General features: G+C 37.1%; 20 protein-coding genes. 1 reads left to right on the top strand and 19 read right to left on the bottom strand.

The genetic code is table 11. The features are described from left to right. The first annotated feature begins 189 nt into the window (after positions 1–189). A complete protein-coding gene (locus FBR08_RS05760; protein WP_158961845.1) occupies positions 190–816 on the top strand; it encodes a hypothetical protein in 627 nt (208 codons plus the stop codon). A 67-nt stretch (positions 817–883) separates the two neighbouring features. On the opposite strand, the gene FBR08_RS05755 is transcribed toward FBR08_RS05760, so the two are convergent. The 19 genes from FBR08_RS05755 to accB all read right to left on the bottom strand — a co-directional run bounded on the left by FBR08_RS05755 (position 884) and on the right by accB (position 19,114). Then, positions 884–1,129 carry a hypothetical protein gene (locus tag FBR08_RS05755; RefSeq protein ID WP_158961844.1) on the bottom strand — a complete coding sequence of 82 codons (246 nt, stop codon included), beginning with the start codon at positions 1,127–1,129 and terminating at the stop codon, positions 884–886. A 772-nt stretch (positions 1,130–1,901) separates the two neighbouring features. Continuing rightward, a complete protein-coding gene (locus FBR08_RS05750) occupies positions 1,902–3,281 on the bottom strand; it encodes an NADH-quinone oxidoreductase subunit N (RefSeq protein WP_158961843.1) in 1,380 nt (459 codons plus the stop codon). A 48-nt stretch (positions 3,282–3,329) separates the two neighbouring features. Then, positions 3,330–4,763 carry a complex I subunit 4 family protein gene (locus FBR08_RS05745; RefSeq protein ID WP_158961842.1) on the bottom strand — a complete coding sequence of 478 codons (1,434 nt, stop codon included), beginning with the start codon at positions 4,761–4,763 and terminating at the stop codon, positions 3,330–3,332. A gap of 9 nt (positions 4,764–4,772) precedes the next feature. Beyond that, the gene (gene nuoL, locus FBR08_RS05740) at positions 4,773–6,659 is read right to left on the bottom strand and encodes an NADH-quinone oxidoreductase subunit L (RefSeq protein ID WP_158961841.1); all 1,887 of its coding nucleotides are present in this window, start codon (positions 6,657–6,659) and stop codon (positions 4,773–4,775) included. A gap of 6 nt (positions 6,660–6,665) precedes the next feature. Then, entirely contained in the window at positions 6,666–6,986 is a 321-nt protein-coding gene (nuoK, locus tag FBR08_RS05735) for an NADH-quinone oxidoreductase subunit NuoK (protein WP_002989006.1), read from the bottom strand. Between the two features lie 2 nt (positions 6,987–6,988). Beyond that, positions 6,989–7,504, bottom strand: a complete 516-nt coding sequence (locus tag FBR08_RS05730) for an NADH-quinone oxidoreductase subunit J family protein (protein ID WP_158961840.1) — start codon at positions 7,502–7,504, stop codon at positions 6,989–6,991. A 2-nt stretch (positions 7,505–7,506) separates the two neighbouring features. Then, a complete protein-coding gene (locus tag FBR08_RS05725; RefSeq protein WP_158961839.1) occupies positions 7,507–8,055 on the bottom strand; it encodes a NuoI/complex I 23 kDa subunit family protein in 549 nt (182 codons plus the stop codon). Positions 8,056–8,061: 6 nt separating this feature from the next. Next, on the bottom strand, positions 8,062–9,093 hold the full coding sequence (gene nuoH / locus FBR08_RS05720; RefSeq protein ID WP_158961838.1) for an NADH-quinone oxidoreductase subunit NuoH: 1,032 nt from the start codon (positions 9,091–9,093) through the stop codon (positions 8,062–8,064). Between the two features lie 11 nt (positions 9,094–9,104). Further along, a complete protein-coding gene (locus FBR08_RS05715) occupies positions 9,105–10,130 on the bottom strand; it encodes a 2Fe-2S iron-sulfur cluster-binding protein (protein WP_158961837.1) in 1,026 nt (341 codons plus the stop codon). Positions 10,131–10,164: 34 nt separating this feature from the next. Beyond that, positions 10,165–11,523: an NADH-quinone oxidoreductase subunit NuoF gene (nuoF, locus tag FBR08_RS05710; protein WP_158961836.1), complete on the bottom strand. Its 1,359-nt coding sequence runs from the start codon at positions 11,521–11,523 to the stop codon at positions 10,165–10,167. 4 nt (positions 11,524–11,527) lie between these two features. Further along, positions 11,528–12,058: an NADH-quinone oxidoreductase subunit NuoE family protein gene (locus tag FBR08_RS05705; protein WP_158961835.1), complete on the bottom strand. Its 531-nt coding sequence runs from the start codon at positions 12,056–12,058 to the stop codon at positions 11,528–11,530. Positions 12,059–12,061: 3 nt separating this feature from the next. After that, positions 12,062–13,297, bottom strand: a complete 1,236-nt coding sequence (locus FBR08_RS05700) for an NADH-quinone oxidoreductase subunit D (RefSeq protein ID WP_158961834.1) — start codon at positions 13,295–13,297, stop codon at positions 12,062–12,064. 22 nt (positions 13,298–13,319) lie between these two features. Beyond that, positions 13,320–13,841 carry an NADH-quinone oxidoreductase subunit C gene (locus FBR08_RS05695; protein ID WP_158961833.1) on the bottom strand — a complete coding sequence of 174 codons (522 nt, stop codon included), beginning with the start codon at positions 13,839–13,841 and terminating at the stop codon, positions 13,320–13,322. 2 nt (positions 13,842–13,843) lie between these two features. Then, positions 13,844–14,398, bottom strand: a complete 555-nt coding sequence (locus FBR08_RS05690; protein WP_060875509.1) for an NADH-quinone oxidoreductase subunit B — start codon at positions 14,396–14,398, stop codon at positions 13,844–13,846. Positions 14,399–14,410: 12 nt separating this feature from the next. Next, a complete protein-coding gene (locus FBR08_RS05685; protein ID WP_158961832.1) occupies positions 14,411–14,776 on the bottom strand; it encodes an NADH-quinone oxidoreductase subunit A in 366 nt (121 codons plus the stop codon). Between the two features lie 208 nt (positions 14,777–14,984). Next, positions 14,985–15,185 carry a cold-shock protein gene (locus tag FBR08_RS05680; protein ID WP_158961831.1) on the bottom strand — a complete coding sequence of 67 codons (201 nt, stop codon included), beginning with the start codon at positions 15,183–15,185 and terminating at the stop codon, positions 14,985–14,987. Between the two features lie 153 nt (positions 15,186–15,338). After that, on the bottom strand, positions 15,339–16,631 hold the full coding sequence (locus tag FBR08_RS05675; RefSeq protein ID WP_158961830.1) for a hypothetical protein: 1,293 nt from the start codon (positions 16,629–16,631) through the stop codon (positions 15,339–15,341). Positions 16,632–17,209: 578 nt separating this feature from the next. After that, a complete protein-coding gene (accC, locus tag FBR08_RS05670; protein WP_158961829.1) occupies positions 17,210–18,562 on the bottom strand; it encodes an acetyl-CoA carboxylase biotin carboxylase subunit in 1,353 nt (450 codons plus the stop codon). Positions 18,563–18,628: 66 nt separating this feature from the next. Next, positions 18,629–19,114, bottom strand: a complete 486-nt coding sequence (gene accB, locus FBR08_RS05665; RefSeq protein ID WP_158961828.1) for an acetyl-CoA carboxylase biotin carboxyl carrier protein — start codon at positions 19,112–19,114, stop codon at positions 18,629–18,631. Between the last annotated feature and the right edge of the window lie 27 nt (positions 19,115–19,141).

The raw sequence follows: 19,141 nt of genomic DNA, 5'->3' as shown, positions 1-19,141 counted from the left end.
TTACAGGCAAAATCTTTTTTTGTGGTGTGAAACTTGAAATTTAGGAATACTAAAGATAAATTAATTTTAGTTTATTTTAAGATTCAACTGTCTGTTTTTTAGTTAGTTATTTGAATTGTGAACGAGATTTTAAGGTTTGATTTCTTTTTTTAAAGGAATAGAAGTAGTTTAGTCATTAAATTGAAACTGATGCAGAAGATTGTGACCCTATTTTTTTTATTTGTTTTTGCATTCGGGATGTCCCAGAGTAAAAAGGCTGATGTGTATTTTGAAATTCAACAAAAGGAAGTTCGTGATAGCACGCTATTACAAGTGAAATTAGTGAACCATTCAAAGCAAAATATTTGGCTTGCGTTAGATACAATTGTCGGGAATCAAGAAAAAAGCTTCTTGTCTTATCATTCTTTTTTTAAAGGACGAAGAATTAGTGAACATTTTGAAGAAAATACGGCTGAAGAAAAGTACACAATGACCCTAGTTACTCGCTCTAGTTGTGATGATGAAGCAATCAGGGAATTGCCTAAAATAGATACTTTTACTTCGCTCATCTTATTGGGAAAAGGAGAAAGTATGCTGTTTTCTTATCTTTTTGTTTTAAAAAAGGGGGGCGATTCCAACTATTTGGATTCGAAAGAATATGTTGTTGATACGAATAAAAAAAACAAGTACTCGTTTTCTATGTCGTATATTATGGATGATGCTTGGATATCTTCTAATGTTGAACCTAATGTAGTAGAGGCGCTTGAGAAGGCCAATTTTGTTCCGTACAACGTGGTTATAAAATCGAATTCGATTCCATATATTTCAAAAAAATAAAAAAGCAGTTGCAAACCTAGGTTTGTTACTGCTTTTTACGTTAGTAGATGATTAATCATGAAAAATTTTAGTTTGTAGGTTGTTTTAAGTTCTGAAGGGTATTGACCAATTCAAGTACACTGTGTACATCATCGGTATTGAGTTCAAAATCATCATTTTGCGGGGTGCAGTTGTGCATATAATAATAAAAAAGCGAAGTAATACTTTTGGCATAAGCTGCAAAATTTGGATTGTGGTTATACAATTGCTGTAGTAGTAAAAGATTGTGTCTGTCGTTTTCAGAAATTACACAGTGTAGGGGTTTTGTACTCATAGTATGTGATTTAGGTATTCGATGTACTTCAATAGGATTGGTTTATTGTACCAAATGGACTTAGCAATTTTCTTTTAATCGCAAGTATACTGAAGAAGTACTTTGTTTATAGTAAGTTAAAAAGTTAAGTTTGGGAGTGCTAAAATAAGGTTTTTTGTTTTATTTTTTTATTTAAGTAGTTGAAAATCTGTGTTTTATTTGTTTTTTGAATGAGATTTTTAGTTGTTGTTTGAATTGTTTATGAGGGTGAGAAGGTGAGTGGGTGAGGTGGTGAGGTGGTGAGGTGGTGAGAGGGTGAGAGGGTGAGAAGGTGTTAGTTGGGAGGTGTTAGTTGGGAGGTGTTAGTTGGGAGGTGTTAGTTGGGAGGTGTTAGTTGGGAGGTGTTAGTTGGGAGGTGTTAGTTGGGAGGTGTTAGTTGGGAGGTGTTAGTTGGGAGGTGTTAGTTGGGAGGTGTTAGTTGGGAGGTGTTAGTTGGGAGGTGAGATTTTCTCTGTATAGTAAAATTGTTCTTTAGTTGGTAGAATCGGAAAAAAAATCGAAAAAACAGAAAATCAAAAAAACAAGATAGTTATCGGTTATGCGTTATCGGTTGAATCTTCTGAATAGCAAAATTGCTTTTTAATGAAAAAGTTGTCAGAAAAGCGCAAAAGCAAAAAAACAAAAAAGCAAACGAAGGTAGCATTCCGCTGTTAACTGATAACCAAAAAAAAAACCAAGCATTCAGAAGAATACTTGGTCTTTCGTAATTTATTGAATTGTTATTTATTTGTTCTTAGTTGAAGAGTCCTAAAACAAGTGAAGGACATAAACCGAATACTACAACGGCAGCAACAGCGACTAAACCAACGATTGTATAGGCCATTGGCACTTGAATTGCTGGTGTTTCTGTTTCTTCCTCTTGCTTAGCAAACATCAAGATGATGATTTTTAAGTAGTAGTAAATACTGATGAAAGAGTTGATTACCCCGAAGATTACTAAAGTGATGAATCCGTTTTTCACTGCTTCTGTGAATAAGAAGAATTTTCCGAAGAAACCAGCGAAGATTGGAATACCTCCCATAGATAATAAGGCAACGGATAAGATAACCGCTAAAAGGGGGTTAGATTTGCCTAATCCTTTGAAGTTATCGATGTGTTCGTTGTCTTTTCCTTTGGTTACAATCGTTAATACGGTAAAAGCAGCAATACCTGCAAAGGCATACGAAGTAGCGTAGTAGAATAAGTTTGGCGTTGCGCTACCTAAAGCAGTTAACGCCATCATCATAAAACCAGCATGCGAAATACCCGAATAAGCCAATAAACGCTTCATATTATCTTGGCGTAACGCCATGATATTACCCACTGTCATCGTTAAGATTGCAATCACTACAATAGCGGTTGTATAGTGCGATGGCATTTGGTGTAATAAGTTGATCGATACTTTATACAAGGTTGCAACAGCTGTTACTTTTACTAACGTACTCATCATAGCCGTTGTTAAGTTTGGTGCTCCTTGGTATACGTCTGGTGCCCAGAAATGGAAAGGTACAGCTGCGATTTTAAACAACATACCGATGATGACCATGGTTACTCCTAAAGCATACCAAACCGGCATTGCATTTGTTGTTGTTAATTGGGCAATTTGCGCTAAGTCAAATGATCCTGTTGCTCCATAAACTAAGGCAATTCCGAAAAGAACTACACCAGAAGCAAAAGACCCCAATAAGAAATATTTCATGGCCGATTCGTTACTCTTGATGTTGGTACGATCGGATCCACAAAGAATATATAGGGTAATAGAAAGAATTTCTAATCCCATGAAAAACATCGCCATATTTCCGAAACTCACCATGGAAATGGCTCCCATGAGCAAGAATAATTTTAACGAAATATAGTCTGATATTTTAGAAAATTGCGTTTGATAAAAGTCTTTACTCAGGGCCACTAACAAAATAGTTAGGGCAATAAATAAAGAAGAAAAGGCACTAGAAAACTTAGTAGTCACAATCATATTGTTGTAATGGGCTTCCACCACGTCAATATTGCAAAGCGTGTAACCCAGAATTCCCAGTAGTCCTACAATCGTTAGCGGGATGATTAATTTTCTCAAATTAATGATCTCTGCTAGTAGAACGATAACCGCTAATACTCCAACTGCTATTAATGTATTCATCTTTTATATTTTGGAATGATGGTTTCAGAATAAGCTGAATCTCAATTGTTATTTAATATAGGATACGATTTCAACCAAACTTGGCGTAATTAAATCGGTAATTGGTTTAGGGTAAACACCAAGGAAAATAACCGTGATGACTAATACACCTAATACAATTTTTTCGTTTAAGGTTACGTCTGTAAATACTTTGGTATTCGTTTCACCTAACATTGATCTTTGGAACATGCGCAACATATAGAAGGCACCGAAAATAATACTTGTTCCTCCGATGATCGCGTACCAGATGTTGATTTGCGATAGACCGAATAGCAAGCTGAACTCACCTATAAAACTGAATGTTCCAGGTAAACCAATGGAAGCAAACAACAAGATCATGAACAGCGAAGCGAATTGAGGCGCTTGTTGGCGAATTCCTCCCATTTCACTGATTGTTCTTGTTTCGAATCTATTGTACATAATTTCAGCTACGTAGAATAAACCTACAATGACAAAACCGTGGGCTAACATTTGATATACGGCTCCTAATAAACCATCTAAAGTTAACGTATACGCTCCAGCAGCAATTAAACCAACGTGTGCTAAAGATGAATAAGCGAAGAAACGCTTGATGTTCACCTGTTTTAACGCAACGATTGATCCGTATACTACTCCGATGATACACAACACTAAAATCGTAGGCATTAAATCTTTTGCCGCTGATGAAGTGATTGGCAATTGCCAACGGATGATAGAGTACAATCCCATTTTTAGCATAATCCCTGATAAAAGCATGGTTCCAACAGTTGGTGCTTTTTCATAGGTTGATGCCTGCCACGTATGGAAAGGGAAAATAGGAATTTTAATTGCATAAGCTAAGAAGAACGCAAGGAAAATCCAGTATTGCTCTTGACTTGTTAAGCTTACGTTGTATAAATCTGCCAATAAGAAGCTACCTGCTTTCTGGTACAGGTAAATAAACCCAACCAACATGAATAAAGATCCAGCGAAGGTGTAAATAAAGAATTTAAAAATTGCTTTTTTACGTGCTTCGAACGTATCATTCCCCCATAGTAAAGCGATGAAGTAGATTGGAATTAAAGATAACTCCCAGAAAATATAGTATAAGAATCCATCTGCAGCCAAGAATGTTCCTGTCATAGCGAATGCCATGAACATCACTAAACCGTAGAATAGATTTGATTTTTCAATGTGATTTCCAAAAGAGGATAAAATGATTAGCGGTGTTAACATCGTTGTTAATAAAACAAGGGCTAAAGCTAATCCATCCGCTTTTAGGGCAATGTGAATGTTTGGATTTGCAATCCATTGCGTGGTAAAACCGGCATTTACTCCTGAATTGTGTTGGCAAATGATGGCAATTGTTTCTACAAATGCGACTAACCCGAATAGCAAAGCAATTTTAGGGGCAAGGGTTTTATTTGCTAAAAACGTAGCAAATGCTCCAACTAATAACGTTAATAATAATATAGTTACGTTCATCTCTCTAAATTATCTTGCAATGAATAAATAATACAACATCAAACAGATTCCGAATACAAAGGCGAATAAGTACAAGCCGATGTTTCCGTTTTGTGCTTTCTTTCCTTGTAAAGACAATCCATCTGCTATTTTTCCTAATCCATAAATGGCTTCAGATAATACTACTTCTACCACGTCTCTAAAGAATACAGAAAGGGCGTAGATTGGTTTTACAATCACTTTCATGTAAATTTCGTCTATATAGTATTTGTTGTATAATACCTTGTGGAATCCTGTCATTTGTTCATCTGCAGGAGGAAGTTCACCTTTTTTGATGTATTTGCTATACGCAATAAATAAACCAATACACGCACCAATAACAGCAATAGCCATTAGGATGTATTCTGTTGTTCCTAAAACGTGTGGATGTGCGTTCGCACTGTTCACAATAATAGGCTCTAAATAGCTGTTTAACCAGCTGTTTCCAGGTAGGCTAATTACTCCACCTACAACAGATAAAATACCCAAGATCCACAACGGAACGGTGATAGCTGCTGGACTTTCGTGTAAGTGATTCTTTTGTTCTTGTGTTCCTCTGAAATTCTTAAAGAAGGTCAAGTACACCAATCTGAACATATAAAACGCTGTCATGATAGATGCAATCGATCCGATTACGTATAATACAGGATTGTGACTGAAAGCAGTTAACAAGATTTCGTCTTTCGAGAAGAATCCTGAGAAAGGAGGGAACCCTGAAATAGCGATCGTCGCTAAGAGGAAGGTTGCATAAGTAGCTGGCATAAATTTCTTTAAACCACCCATATTACGCATATCTTGTTCACCACCCATTGCATGGATAACCGATCCAGAACCTAAGAATAAACAAGCTTTGAAGAAGGCATGTGTTACTACGTGGAACACTGCAATTTCATAAGCTCCGAAACCTACAGCCATAAACATTAATCCCAATTGAGATACAGTTGAATAGGCTAATACTTTTTTGATATCCGTTTGTACCAATCCGATAGTTGCAGCAAATAACGACGTACATGCACCAACAATGGCAATGATATTTTGGATATGCGGAGCTAGATCAAAAACAAAGTTTAATCTTGTGATTAAGAAGATACCAGCAGTTACCATGGTTGCCGCGTGAATTAACGCAGACACAGGCGTTGGTCCTGCCATCGCATCAGGTAACCACGTATACAATGGAATCTGAGCACTTTTTCCTACTGCTCCAATGAATAAAGCTAAGGCTGCCCAACCAATCCACATGTTGATTTGGTGGTTTGTTCCTTGCATTAAGGCTTCTTTTATCGTCATATAATCCAAAGATTGAAACAAGAAAGCCAAGATAAATACCCCAACTAAAAAGCCTAAATCCCCGATACGGTTCATGATGAATGCTTTTTTAGCGGCGTCGTTATACGACTGGTTTTTATGCCAAAATCCGATTAATAGATAAGAACATAGCCCTACACCTTCCCATCCGATGAATGTGATTAACAAGTTACTTCCTGTAACTAACACAATCATAAAGAAGATGAATAGATTTAAATAAGCGAAAAACTTAGCGTAGTTTTCGTCATTTTTCATGTAGTTCGTCGAGTACCAGTGAATCAATGTTCCGATACCTGTTACGAATAACAACCACAAGAGTGAAAGTTGATCGAGTAGGAAGCCAAAAGTAACGTTGAAGTTAGCTAAAGCCATCCACTCGAATAGTTCAATTTCGATGGGTTGTTTAGTACTGTTTACTTGAATAAAAGCAAGTAATGAGATGATAAAAGAAATTAAAACGGCTACCGTTGCAATAATTCCTGAACCATTACCTAATTTTTTTCCGAAGAAAACATTGACCAAAGACCCAAGTAATGGGACTAATAATAAAAGTAAAATTACGTTTGTATCCATAAGGAATTATCCTTTTAAGTTCTTTAATTTATCAATATCAATTGCGCCAATATTTCTGTAGATCGATACCAGAATCGCTAATCCAACAGCAACTTCTGCTGCGGCAACGGCCATGGTAAAGAAAACAAAAACTTGTCCTTGTGCATCTTGGTGATAGGTTGAAAAAGCGACTAATAACATATTCGCTGAGTTCAACATAATCTCAATACACATAAACATCACAATTGCGTTTCGTCTATATAATATTCCAAATACTCCGATGCAGAATAATAAAATTGATAAGTAGATGTATTTATCAATACCGATGATTTCAATTACATTTTCCATACTTATACTGCTTTTTCAGATTTGTCTTTTTTCGAAATCAATACTGCTCCAATCATAGCAAGTAATAATAATACTGCAACCATTTCAAATGGAACTACGTATTCATTCAACAATACTTTTCCTAATACGTGAACCGACTGGAAGTCTTGTCCGTGATTAGCATATTGTAGTTCATACGCTTGATTTCCTCTTAAAGTGATCGATAACAACAATAGACCTACTAAACAGAAGGCAATCGTGGCTACGACTTTAGATACTAGTGGTTTTGATACTTCGTGGCTGATATTTAAGTTCATTAACATGATGGTAAATAACATTAAAATCATGATTGCCCCAGAGTAAACCATAATGTGGATCATCCCTAAAAACTGAGAGTTTAATAGGATGTAATGACCGGCTATTGAGAAGAAACTAACAACCAACCACAAAGCGCTGTGAATAGGGTTTTTACTCAACAACGTTAACGCTGCACTTCCGAGTGTAATTGTCGAAAGGATGTAAAATAAAATTTCTACCATAATTACGCTTGATTCTGTTTGTTCGTATTAGCAATAGCTGCCTCTAAAGGCATAACCAATTTATCTTTTCCGTAGATAAAGTTCTCACGAGTGATATCTGCTTTTGTAATTTCGCCTGATTTAGTTAAGTAAATCGCTTGTTTCGGACAAGCTTCCTCACATAAACCACAGAAGATACAACGCAGCATGTTAATCTCGTAGATTTCAGCATACTTTTCCTCGCGGTATAAGTGTTTTTCTTCTGGTGTGCGTTCCGCTGCTTTCATGGTAATCGCTTCCGCAGGACAAGATAAAGCACATAAACCACAAGCCGTACAGCGCTCTCTTCCTTCATCGTCGCGCATTAGCGTATGTCTACCGCGGTAAACAGGGCTAAATGGACGTGTTTGCTCCGGATAAGAAATTGTCACCTTTTTCTTAAACATGTGTTTTAAGGTAACCATCATTCCTTTGAAAATCGCAACTAAATAGATGCGCTCACTCCAAGTTAGTTTCTTGTTCGAAACCATCTTCTTTCTTCCTGATAAAGAATATGTATTAGTTGATGACATGTTTAATTAGTTTAATAGTAAGATTACAACTGCTGTAACGATTAAGTTCAATAATGCCAATGGGATTAAGGTTTTCCATCCTAAGTTCATCAATTGATCATAACGGAAACGCGGTAAAGTCCAACGCACCCACATATAAACAAAGATGAAGAAAAATATTTTGATGAATAGGGCGAAAATACCCAATACGTTAGCAATATTTACTCCCCAATTTTCAACGGCCCAAGCCATACCTGGATAGTTAAACGCTCCAAAGTATAAAACTGAAATGATCGCTGAAGAGATAAATAAGTTAGAGTATTCAGCGAATAGATAGAATCCCATCTTCATCGAAGAATATTCGGTGTGGAATCCACCGATTAACTCTTGTTCACATTCTGCTAAGTCGAAAGGTGCTCTATTGGTTTCTGCGAAAGAACAAATCAAGAAGATTAAAAACCCAATCGGTTGATAAAATACGTTCCAGTTCATTCCACTTTGTTGCAAAGCGATTTCTCTCATGCTCATACTTTGTGTTAACAACAACAAAGAAATAAGGGAAAGTCCCATTGCAATTTCGTATGAAATCATTTGTGAAGCAGCACGAATACCACTCATCAAAGAATATTTATTGTTCGAAGCCCAAGCACCAATCATGATTCCGTAAACCCCAACGGATAATACAGCTAAGATGTACAATAATCCAACGTTGATATCGGCAGCTTGTAAAATAATTTCTCTTCCAAATAACACAAATTTGTCTCCCCATGGCAATACAGCACTGGTCATCAATGCTAAGGTCATCGCCAAAAATGGACCAAATTTGAATAAGAATCGGTTAGGTGTTGTTGGTTCGTACTCTTCTTTAGCGAATAGTTTTAAACCATCGGCTAAAGGCTGAAGAATTCCCCCTTTACCTGCACGGTTTGGACCTAAACGATCTTGTATCCACGCTGCAATTTTTCGTTCTGCTAACGTAGCATACATCGCCATAAGCATTGTAATTGCGAATACAACTACAATAATAATTGCTTTATCTATAATAATAGCTTTATCCATGTTCTACCGTTTTATTCTTTAGATTCATCGTTTGTAAAAGGAATCGCTTTCATACTGATCTTTTTGTGATCTTGCTCGCGTCCTTCTAGAATGTGTTTTTCTGTTTTTATCACTACATGATCTAATTTTTTCGTGTAGTTATTTTGATTAATTACAGAGAATTTCTCGAATTTACGCGGTCCTTCAATCACCCAATCACTTGTTTCTTTGTGGTCAAAGCGACACGAGTTACAGATAAATTCTTCTACTTCGTGGAATTCGTCTTTGCGAGCAGTGACACGTTGAATTTCGTCTCCAAACATCCACACAGTTGTTTTTCCTGAACAAGTAGGGCAGTTGCGGTGTGCATTATACGGTTTGTTGAACCAAACACGCGATTTAAAGCGGAAGGTTTTATCCGTTAATGCGCCTACCGGACATACGTCAATCATATTCCCAGAGAATTCATTTTCAATTGCCGCAGAAATATAAGTTGAGATTTGAGCGTGTTCTCCACGACCACATACCCCATGTACGCGCTCGTCTGTTAATTGCTCGGCTGTTTTTACACAGCGATAGCACAGAATACAACGATTCATGTGTAATTGGATGTTATCTCCTATATTTTCAGGCTCGAATGTTCTTTTCTCTTCCTGGTATCTCTTTTGTTCTTTTCCGTGTTGGAACGCTAAGTTTTGCAAATCACATTCCCCAGCTTGATCACAAACAGGACAGTCTAACGGGTGATTAATAAGAAGAAATTCCGTTACTGATTTTCTCGCTTCTAAAACTCGTGGTGAAGAGATGCTCTTTACTTCCATACCGTCCATCACTCCTGTTTTACAAGAAGCCATTAATTTAGGCATCGGACGCGGATCTGCTTCGCTTCCTTTAGAAACTTCGACTAAACAAGCTCTACATTTTCCTCCTGTTCCCTCTAGTTTTGAGTAATAGCACATCGCTGGAGGAACAGATTCCCCACCAATCATTCTTGCTGCTTGTAGAATGGATGTTCCTGGTTCTACTTCTATTTCATGTCCGTCTATAGTAACTTTCATAAATTGTGCTTTTTAGCTAAAAAATTAGCGTGAATTATTTATTAATCAGGTGTTTTATGCTCGAAAAAGGTTCGTTGACATAGTGATTTCTGTCTTTTACTTTTTCAGGGAATAAAACGTGATATTCAAACTCGGCTCTAAAATGTCTAATAGCAGCGGCAACTGGCCAAGCAGCAGCGTCTCCTAAAGGACAAATGGTATTTCCTTCAATATTGCTTTGGATGTTCCACAATAGATCGATATCATCCATTGTTCCGTGTCCAGTTTCAATGCGGTGTAATACTTTTTCCATCCAACCCGTTCCTTCACGACAAGGTGAACATTGTCCACAGCTTTCATGTGCGTAAAAACGAGCAAAGTTCCATGTGTTTCTTACGATACAAGCCGTATCGTTATACACGATGAAACCTCCAGACCCCAACATAGATCCTGATTCAAAACCACCATCAGATAAAGATTCATACGTCATTAGACGATCTTCACCATTGGCTGTTTTATAAATTAAATGTGCAGGTAAGATGGGCACAGAAGAACCACCAGGGATTAACGCCTTGATTGGTCGATCATCCATCATCCCGCCACAATATTCATCTGAATTAATGAATTCTTCTACCGTAATACCCATTTCAATTTCGTATACGCCTGGTTTTCTAATGTGTCCTGAGGCAGAAATTAATTTGGTTCCTGTAGAACGACCTAAGCCAATTTTTGCATAGTCGTCTCCTGAGTTGTTAACAATCCAAGGAATATTAGCAATGGATTCTACGTTGTTAACTACGGTTGGATTTCCCCATAAACCACTTACCGCAGGGAAAGGTGGTTTGATACGAGGATTTCCTCTTTTTCCTTCTAAAGATTCAATTAGGGCTGTTTCCTCTCCACAGATATAAGCTCCCGCACCACAGTGCACGTGTAGATCTAACGAGTAATCCGTTCCTAAGATATTTTTTCCTAACCATCCTGCAGCATAAGCTTCTTTGATGGCTCTTTCTAGGGTTTTGAAAACCCACATATATTCTCCACGGATGTAGATATACGACAAGTTTGCACCTAAGGCATAACTAGCGGTAATCATTCCCTCAATCAGTAAGTGAGGGATATATTCCATTAAGTATCTGTCTTTGAATGTTCCTGGTTCAGACTCATCGGCATTGCACACCAAGTGTCTTGGTTTACCCGATTTTTTGTCGATGAAACTCCATTTTAAACCCACAGGGAAACCTGCACCTCCACGACCTCGTAGTCCCGATGCTTTTACCTGTTCTGTAATATCATCTGGCGCCATTGTTTTCAATGCCTTTTCCACCGATGCATACCCGCCATTTTCGCGGTAAACGTCGTATGATTTTATCCCAGGGATATTGATTTTGTCTAATAATATTTTTGTCGCCATATTACTATTTGTCGTGAAGAATTACTTTTCCTGCTTTACAATCATCAATGATTTGGTCGATTTTTTCACGCGTTAAGTGCTCTTTGTAAAAGTCGCCTAACTGCATCATGGGAGCATATCCACAAGCGCCTAAACACTGTACGCCCACCACTGAAAATAACCCGTCAGGTGTTGTTTCTCCTGGTTTAATACCTAATTTTTCACAAGCATATTCCATCATATCGTCTGCTCCACGGATGCCACAGCATGAGGTTAAGCAAAATTCAAACATATACGTACCCATTGGTTTTTGGTTGTACATGGTATAAAAGGTAACTACCTCGTATACTTCGATGGATGTAATGCCTAATATCTCCGCCACTTTATCCATTAATTCCGCGCTCAACCAGTTGTCATGTGCATCTTGTGCTGCGTGTAAAACAGGTAAAAGTGCTGATTTCTTTTTATCAGCAGGGTAGTGGCTCAACAATTCGTCAATGCGTTGTTGTAGCTCAGGCGTGATATTTATATTTTGTTTGTATTTCTTCGTTTCCATGATTTAAGCGTCTAATTCTCCTGCAATGATGTTTAAACTCGATAGGGTAATAATCGCATCCGATAACATACCTCCTTTTACAATGTCATTATACGCTTGGTAAATGATAAAACAAGGTCTTCTGAAATGCAATCTGTACGGGGTTCTACTGCCATCTGTAATCAAGTAGAATCCTAGCTCTCCATTCCCCCCTTCTACACAGTGGTATAGTTCAGTTACAGGAACGGGAACTTCACCCATCACAATTTTAAAGTGATAAATTAAAGCTTCCATATTGGTGTACACATCTTCTTTTGGAGGAAGGTAATATTCAGGAACATCCGCGTGGTAAGGGCCTTCTGGCATTTTGTCCAATGCTTGACGAATGATTTTCATACTTTCCCATACTTCGGCATTACGCACGCAAAAACGGTCGTAACAATCTCCGGCGGTTCCCACGGGGATTTCAAAGTCGAAGTCTTCATAAGAACAGTAAGGTGTTGCTACGCGAACGTCGTAATCTACACCAGCAGCACGTAAGTTTGGCCCTGTAAACCCGAAGTTAATAGCCTCTTCAGCAGAGATTCCACCTACACCTATGGTACGATCCATGAAGATTCTATTTCTTGTCAATAAACCTTCAAATTCGCTCCAAATCGCAGGGAATTCAGCTAAAAACTCTTCAATTTTTTGGAATACAGCTGGGCTCCATTCTCTTTCGAAACCACCAATGCGTCCCATATTTGTCGTTAAACGAGCACCTGAGATTTCTTCGTAGATTTCGTATATTTTTTCTCGGTATTGGAATACATATAAGAATCCGGTTAAGGCTCCTGTATCTACACCCATGACAGAACTACAAATAATATGGTCTGCAATACGTGCTAATTCCATGATAATCACACGCAGATATTGTACGCGTTTTGGAATTTCAATACCCAATGCTTTTTCTACAGTCATCCACCAAGCCGTATTGTTAATCGGTGAAGAACAATAGTTCAAGCGATCTGTTAATACGTTAATTTGGTAGAAAGGACGGTTTTCGGCAATCTTTTCAAAAGCACGGTGGATGTATCCAATGGTGCCTTCTCCATCTAAAACCTTTTCACCATCTAATAAGATAATATTCTGAAAGATACCATGCGTTGCTGGGTGCGTAGGACCTAAGTTTAAGATTTGTAACTCGGTACCATCTTCTTTAAACTTCTCCTCGATAAGCTTCGCGTATCGCTGTTCTGGTGGTAATAATAAATCTGACATACTCGTGATTCTTAATCAGTTATTAACAATTGTGAATCGTTCTACCAAAGAATCGATCGTCTTTATCTGTTCTTCCTTCATCTTCCATTGGAAATTCTTTGCGCAGCGGGAAAGATTCCATCTCATCCATATTTAAAATACGTTTCAATTGCGGATGATTTTTGAATTTAATTCCATAGAAATCATAGGTTTCCCTTTCTTGCCAGTTGGCTGATTTGAATAAATCAACAACAGAATCAACCACTGGATTTTTGCCGTTTAGGTACGCTTTGAAGCGAATTCTCACGTTATCCATCCAATTGTGCATGTGGTAAACCACGGCAAACTGGCGATTTTCTTCAGAATCAGGGTAGTGCACCCCGCAAACATCCGTTAGAAAGTTGAAATTCATCTGGTCATTTTCTTTCAAAAACTGAACAACTGCGTGAAGGGTATCAGGCGCGACTTCAAAAACAAGTAAGTCGTGTTGTTCGTGAAATTCTTTCACCGACAAACCGAATTGGTCGATTAAAGTTTTCTGAATGGTTTGATTATCTAATGCCATAACTATTTACTTTCTATGTTATACGATTTTAATAATTCGTCGTATTCTTTTGTACCACGTCTATAAACCGATTCTGCTTTGACGATCTCATGCAATCTCATCACGCCATCAAGAATCTGTTCAGGTCTAGGAGGACAACCAGGAACATAAACGTCTACAGGGATTACTTTATCAATTCCTTGTAGTACAGAATAAGTGTCAAAAATACCTCCAGAAGAAGCACAAGCACCAACGGCGATTACCCATTTCGGTTCAGCCATCTGTTCGTATACCTGGCGTAAAATCGGAGCCATTTTTTTTGAAATTGTACCCATCACCATCAACATATCCGCTTGTCTAGGAGAGAAACTCATACGTTCCGATCCAAAACGCGCAATATCATACGTTGCGGCCATGGTAGCCATAAACTCAATTCCACAACACGAAGTTGCGAAAGGCAAAGGCCACATCGAGTTTGAACGAGCCAAACCAACAACTTCACTCAATTTTGTAGCAAAAAAGCCTTCTCCCACATAACCTTCAGGAGCCTCTACTGTTTTATATTTTTTATCGCTCATCTTCCTAGTATTTTAATCCCATTCGAGACCCTTCTTTTTAAATTCATATAAAAGTCCAACTAACAACAAGAATAAGAAAATTCCCATTTTAGCTAATCCGTCCCATCCCAATTCTTGAAAGTTCATCGCCCAAGGATAAAGGAATACTACTTCCACATCAAATAAAACAAAGAGAATCGCAACTAAGAAATACTTTACGTTAAAAGGAATACGCGCGTTTCCGAGCGATTCGATTCCACATTCCCAAGTACTGTCTTTGATTTTTGATTTTTTTCTAGGTCCTAGTTTCCCTGAAACCCATATCGTCATGGATACAAATCCCGCAGCTAGTGCGATTTGCATTAAAATTGGTATAAAATCGAGTTGACTTGATTGCATAAGTACAAGTTTTATATTAGATACAACATACAAATATAGAGCCCTAGATCGTCTTTACAAAGCTTTGGAACTCTTGGTCTTCTGCTAATTCTTTAATATGCCTCAATATGTATTTAGATTAATTATAAATAGTAATTATAAGAATAAAAAAAAGCTACCTAACGCGAGTTAGATAGCTTCGTTGTAACGGAAAATTATATATATTTTCTTAATCTTCTATCACTTGTACATTAGTGGCAATAAGCCCCTTTTTCCCTTGTTCCTCGTCATAAGAAACGCGGTTACCTTGTTCTACATTCTTTGTGTTTAAACCTGTGATGTGAACAAAGATGTCTTGTTTAGTAGCTTCATTAGTAATGAAACCAAATCCTTTGTCTTCGTTGAAGAATTTAATTACGCCTGTGTGCATTTTGTAAAAATAAAAATATTAGAACACCAAATATATAGTTTTTTTAGTGTCTAAACAGATTGAATTTGAATTTTTTATTAAAAAATATTCTAGCTTGTGTTTTTTTGAAAATTTACAGGGTTTAATCTCTTAGTTTTTTATTTTTTTGTGTTTTTATTTGACTATAAGTCGTTCAAGAAAACAATCTGTATAGCCTTGCTTGAACTCTTTTAATTCAAAAATTTCACTTGTACTAGCATCGTTCATGTTTTTTGTCAAATTGTAGTTTTTGTTTTGAAATGTAAAGAGTGTATTATTATCGGTGAATTCTTCAAATTCTTCATCTAGGGCTATGATATGTACGGCGTCGTTTTTCAATTCTACTGTGGCTAAGCCTAGGTAATTCATCTTTCTTTCTCCTTCAGGTTGTATTCTAGCGCGCCAAGTTAGTTTATCCTTACTTTTAAAATAAGGTTTATCAGTGATGTGAAGAATGATGGTGCCTGTCAAATCTTTGTATTGTAATTGATCAACTTTATAATAATGGCTATAAGAGGAGGGGTCTAGTAAGTTTTCGATCTCTTCTTGAGCGTCTTGTTTTGTGGCTATAAAATATTCTGGATAATAGGAGAAGTTATTTGTGTCTTCGTTTTTCATCATTCTAGTAACCCCAAAAACAATATAGTAGGTGTTATCCCAGTAATTTAAGGAATACACGTTAATCAATTCTATATGATTGAGGATGGATTGCTTTTGTGTGTCTTCTAAAGACAAAAGATTGTGACCACTAAATGGTAAATCGTAGAGCTTTTTAAGCTTTTGTATATTCGGACTGTAGTATTTGTTGTGTGTACTGTATATCGAATCATTTGTGGCTTGTAGATGGAGTAGTAATCCCGTGTTTAATTTGTAGTCGTAGAGAAAAAGACGATTGTTGGGTAAAAGGTTTACGTTGATATAAGGGGCTTCGGACATTAGTTCATCTTGTGCTAAAAAGATATTTTTACGTTTAGTAAAATGTTTAAAATGGAGAATTCTTTCTTTGGCATTTTTTATTTTGGCTCTAATATCTTTTTCTTTACTATAAATGGAGTAGCTCATATCTTTGTAAAATAGACCTGAACTGCCATTTAAATGAGTTGTAAATATTTCTTTATTTAAATATAAATGGTATTTTAACGGAGTAGTACCTAAGGTTTTTTTAGCGAATGCTAGGTTGTTTGTAATGACGTTAATGGTAAAGGGTGGGACTGAATCTATTTGAGAGAGGTAACTATGTAATTGCGGAATGCATTTGTCGCAATCATCAATGGATAAAAGGAAATTTAATTGCTCAAATTCTCCTTGTTCGGTGTAATCTAACAGGGGGATATTATTTTTAATAAATTGATCAATGGCAGCATAGTTTTGACCTTGAACTTGTGTTAGTCCTAGAAAAATAAAAAGATAAAAAAATAATTTCTTCATAAATAGAGAGGGTTGTATGGCAACAAAGAAAAATTGTTTTTATTTATTTGTTGTCAATGTAAGAGAAAAGGACTGTTTTTTCACTGTCATTTCAATTGTGTAAGAAGATGCTTTTCCAACAGATTCACCTTTGAAACGTTTTAGTGCACCAGCTTCTTCAAATTTGATTCCTTCTTGGATGTATTCAAGTTTTACGGGCTCGTCACTGTAAGATTGGTCAAACGGAAGTTTTTCCCATTTCTGAAGTGGACGATCTTCTTCAGTGACTAAATCAAAGCAATTGTATTTTGTGTTTCCATCACATTTGATGATTACTCTTTTTACTAAATCTGGCCCTTTCTCTACCCAAGTGTATATGACAGTTGGAATACCTGGTCTATCTGGAACTTGAGCTTGATAAGAAAATAAGAATAAAAATACTGTTAAAATAAGTAGTGGTACTTCATGATTTTTGTTTTTTGATTGTTAATTATTAAAAATAGCTCAATTAAAAAGAATAAACAAAAATATTTAAGTAAATATAAACTAAAAAAGGCCACCTAATAACAGGTGGCCTTTTTTGTATTATAGATGAATTACTATTCTTCTTCTAAAGGTTTCATCTTGAATGATTCCATAAAAGCAGTAGTATAATTTCCTGCTCTGTAATTTGGATCATCCATCAATTGTCTGTGGAACGGAATAGTTGTTTTGATTCCTTCGATTACAAACTCGTCTAACGCACGTTTCATTTTGTTGATTGCTTCTTCTCTTGTTTGAGCGGTTGTGATCAACTTGGCAATCATTGAATCGTAGTTTGGCGGAATAGAGTATCCAGAATACACGTGAGTGTCTAAACGCACTCCATGTCCTCCTGGCGCATGCAACGTAGTAATTCTTCCTGGAGAAGGTCTGAAGTCGTTGAAAGGATCTTCAGCGTTGATACGACATTCGATCGAGTGTAATTTAGGCGTATAGTTTTTACCCGAGATAGGCACACCTGCAGCCACTAAGATTTGTTCGCGAATTAAATCGTAATCAATTACTTGTTCTGTGATTGGGTGTTCTACTTGGATACGCGTATTCATTTCCATGAAGTAGAAGTTGCGATCTTTGTCCACTAAGAACTCAATCGTTCCTGCTCCTTCATATTTGATGAATTCAGCGGCTTTTACAGCGGCTAATCCCATTCTGTCTCTCAATTCATCAGTCATGAATGGAGAAGGAGTTTCTTCCGTAAGTTTTTGGTGACGTCTTTGGATGGAACAGTCTCTTTCAGATAAGTGACATGCTTTTCCATAAGAATCTCCTACTACTTGGATTTCGATGTGACGCGGGTCAACGATTAGTTTCTCCATGTACATACCGTCGTTTCCAAAGGCAGCAGCAGCCTCTTGACGAGCACTTTCCCAAGCTTTTTCGATTTCTTCTTCTTTGAAGATTTCACGCATCCCTTTACCACCACCTCCAGCAGTTGCTTTCATCATGACAGGGTAACCAATTTCTTTGGCTGTTTTTTTTGCGTGTTCTAATGAGTCTAATAACCCATCAGAACCTGGAACCGTAGGTACTCCAGCTAACTTCATTGTTTCTTTCGCTGTCGCTTTGTCTCCCATTTTTTCAATCATCTCAGGAGAAGCACCGATAAATTTAACACCGTGCTCTTGACAGATCTTAGAAAACTTCGCATTTTCAGCTAAGAAACCATATCCAGGATGAATCGCATCAGCATTTGTGATTTCAGCTGCAGCGATAATGTTGGAAATTTTTAAATACGATAGGTTTGAGGGAGCAGGTCCAATACACACAGCCTCGTCAGCGAAGCGTACGTGAAGGCTGTCTGCATCTGCAGTTGAATACACAGCTACAGTTTTAATTCCCATTTCTTTACACGTTCTAATGATGCGTAAAGCAATTTCACCTCTATTAGCTACTAATATTTTTTTAAACATCTTCTGAAATTTTAAATTCTAATTGTACTTTTCTTCTCCGCAAGCAGGGAAGGATTGTTTAATTTCTTAAGATGGGTCAACTAAGAATAAAGGCTGATCAAACTCAACAGGTGACGAATCATCAACTAAGATTTTTACGATTTTACCTGATACTTCAGATTCAATTTCGTTGAATAATTTCATTGCTTCAATAACACAAACTACATCTCCAGGTTTGATTACGGTTCCTACTTCTGCGAAAGGAGCTTTGTCTGGTGCTGGTTTTCTGTAGAATGTTCCGATGATTGGAGATTTTACAGTGATGTATTTAGCCTCTTCTCCTGCTGGAGCTGCTGCTGCAGCTTCAGTTGCAACAGGTGCTGCAGCTGCTGTAGCTACGGGTGCTTGTGGCATTGATTGTGCTACTGGAACTTGTTGGATATACGTTGTTTCAGTGCTTCCTGTTTCTGTTGTTTTGATGGTGATTTTAAAATCATCCATTTCTAATTTTACTTCTGTAGCTCCTGATTTCGCTACGAATTTGATTAGGTTTTGAATTTCTTTAATGTCCATACTACTGTATTGGTTAGTTGTTTTTCC

The sequence above is a fragment of the Myroides fluvii genome (genome assembly GCF_009792295.1).
Taxonomy (GTDB): domain Bacteria; phylum Bacteroidota; class Bacteroidia; order Flavobacteriales; family Flavobacteriaceae; genus Flavobacterium; species Flavobacterium fluvii_A.
This window is presented reverse-complemented; position numbering and strand designations above follow the sequence as displayed.

Bases quoted from the DNA above. Each gene is read 5' to 3' on its own strand.
- FBR08_RS05695 (WP_158961833.1), bottom strand. From the start codon at position 13,841: ATGGCATTAGATAATCAAACCATTCAGAAAACTTTAATCGACCAATTC.
- FBR08_RS05715 (WP_158961837.1), bottom strand. From the start codon at position 10,130: ATGAAAGTTACTATAGACGGACATGAAATAGAAGTAGAACCAGGAACA.
- nuoH (WP_158961838.1), bottom strand. From the start codon at position 9,093: ATGGATAAAGCTATTATTATAGATAAAGCAATTATTATTGTAGTTGTA.
- FBR08_RS05700 (WP_158961834.1), bottom strand. From the start codon at position 13,297: ATGTCAGATTTATTATTACCACCAGAACAGCGATACGCGAAGCTTATC.
- FBR08_RS05760 (WP_158961845.1), top strand. From the start codon at position 190: ATGCAGAAGATTGTGACCCTATTTTTTTTATTTGTTTTTGCATTCGGG.
- accC (WP_158961829.1), bottom strand. From the start codon at position 18,562: ATGTTTAAAAAAATATTAGTAGCTAATAGAGGTGAAATTGCTTTACGC.
- FBR08_RS05680 (WP_158961831.1), bottom strand. From the start codon at position 15,185: ATGCACACAGGCGTAATTAAATTCTTCAACGAAGACAAAGGATTTGGT.
- nuoF (WP_158961836.1), bottom strand. From the start codon at position 11,523: ATGGCGACAAAAATATTATTAGACAAAATCAATATCCCTGGGATAAAA.
- FBR08_RS05730 (WP_158961840.1), bottom strand. From the start codon at position 7,504: ATGGTAGAAATTTTATTTTACATCCTTTCGACAATTACACTCGGAAGT.
- FBR08_RS05690 (WP_060875509.1), bottom strand. From the start codon at position 14,398: ATGAGCGATAAAAAATATAAAACAGTAGAGGCTCCTGAAGGTTATGTG.
- FBR08_RS05725 (WP_158961839.1), bottom strand. From the start codon at position 8,055: ATGTCATCAACTAATACATATTCTTTATCAGGAAGAAAGAAGATGGTT.
- FBR08_RS05705 (WP_158961835.1), bottom strand. From the start codon at position 12,058: ATGGAAACGAAGAAATACAAACAAAATATAAATATCACGCCTGAGCTA.
- FBR08_RS05750 (WP_158961843.1), bottom strand. From the start codon at position 3,281: ATGAATACATTAATAGCAGTTGGAGTATTAGCGGTTATCGTTCTACTA.
- nuoL (WP_158961841.1), bottom strand. From the start codon at position 6,659: ATGGATACAAACGTAATTTTACTTTTATTATTAGTCCCATTACTTGGG.
- FBR08_RS05685 (WP_158961832.1), bottom strand. From the start codon at position 14,776: ATGCAATCAAGTCAACTCGATTTTATACCAATTTTAATGCAAATCGCA.
- nuoK (WP_002989006.1), bottom strand. From the start codon at position 6,986: ATGGAAAATGTAATTGAAATCATCGGTATTGATAAATACATCTACTTA.
- FBR08_RS05755 (WP_158961844.1), bottom strand. From the start codon at position 1,129: ATGAGTACAAAACCCCTACACTGTGTAATTTCTGAAAACGACAGACAC.
- accB (WP_158961828.1), bottom strand. From the start codon at position 19,114: ATGGACATTAAAGAAATTCAAAACCTAATCAAATTCGTAGCGAAATCA.
- FBR08_RS05675 (WP_158961830.1), bottom strand. From the start codon at position 16,631: ATGAAGAAATTATTTTTTTATCTTTTTATTTTTCTAGGACTAACACAA.
- FBR08_RS05745 (WP_158961842.1), bottom strand. From the start codon at position 4,763: ATGAACGTAACTATATTATTATTAACGTTATTAGTTGGAGCATTTGCT.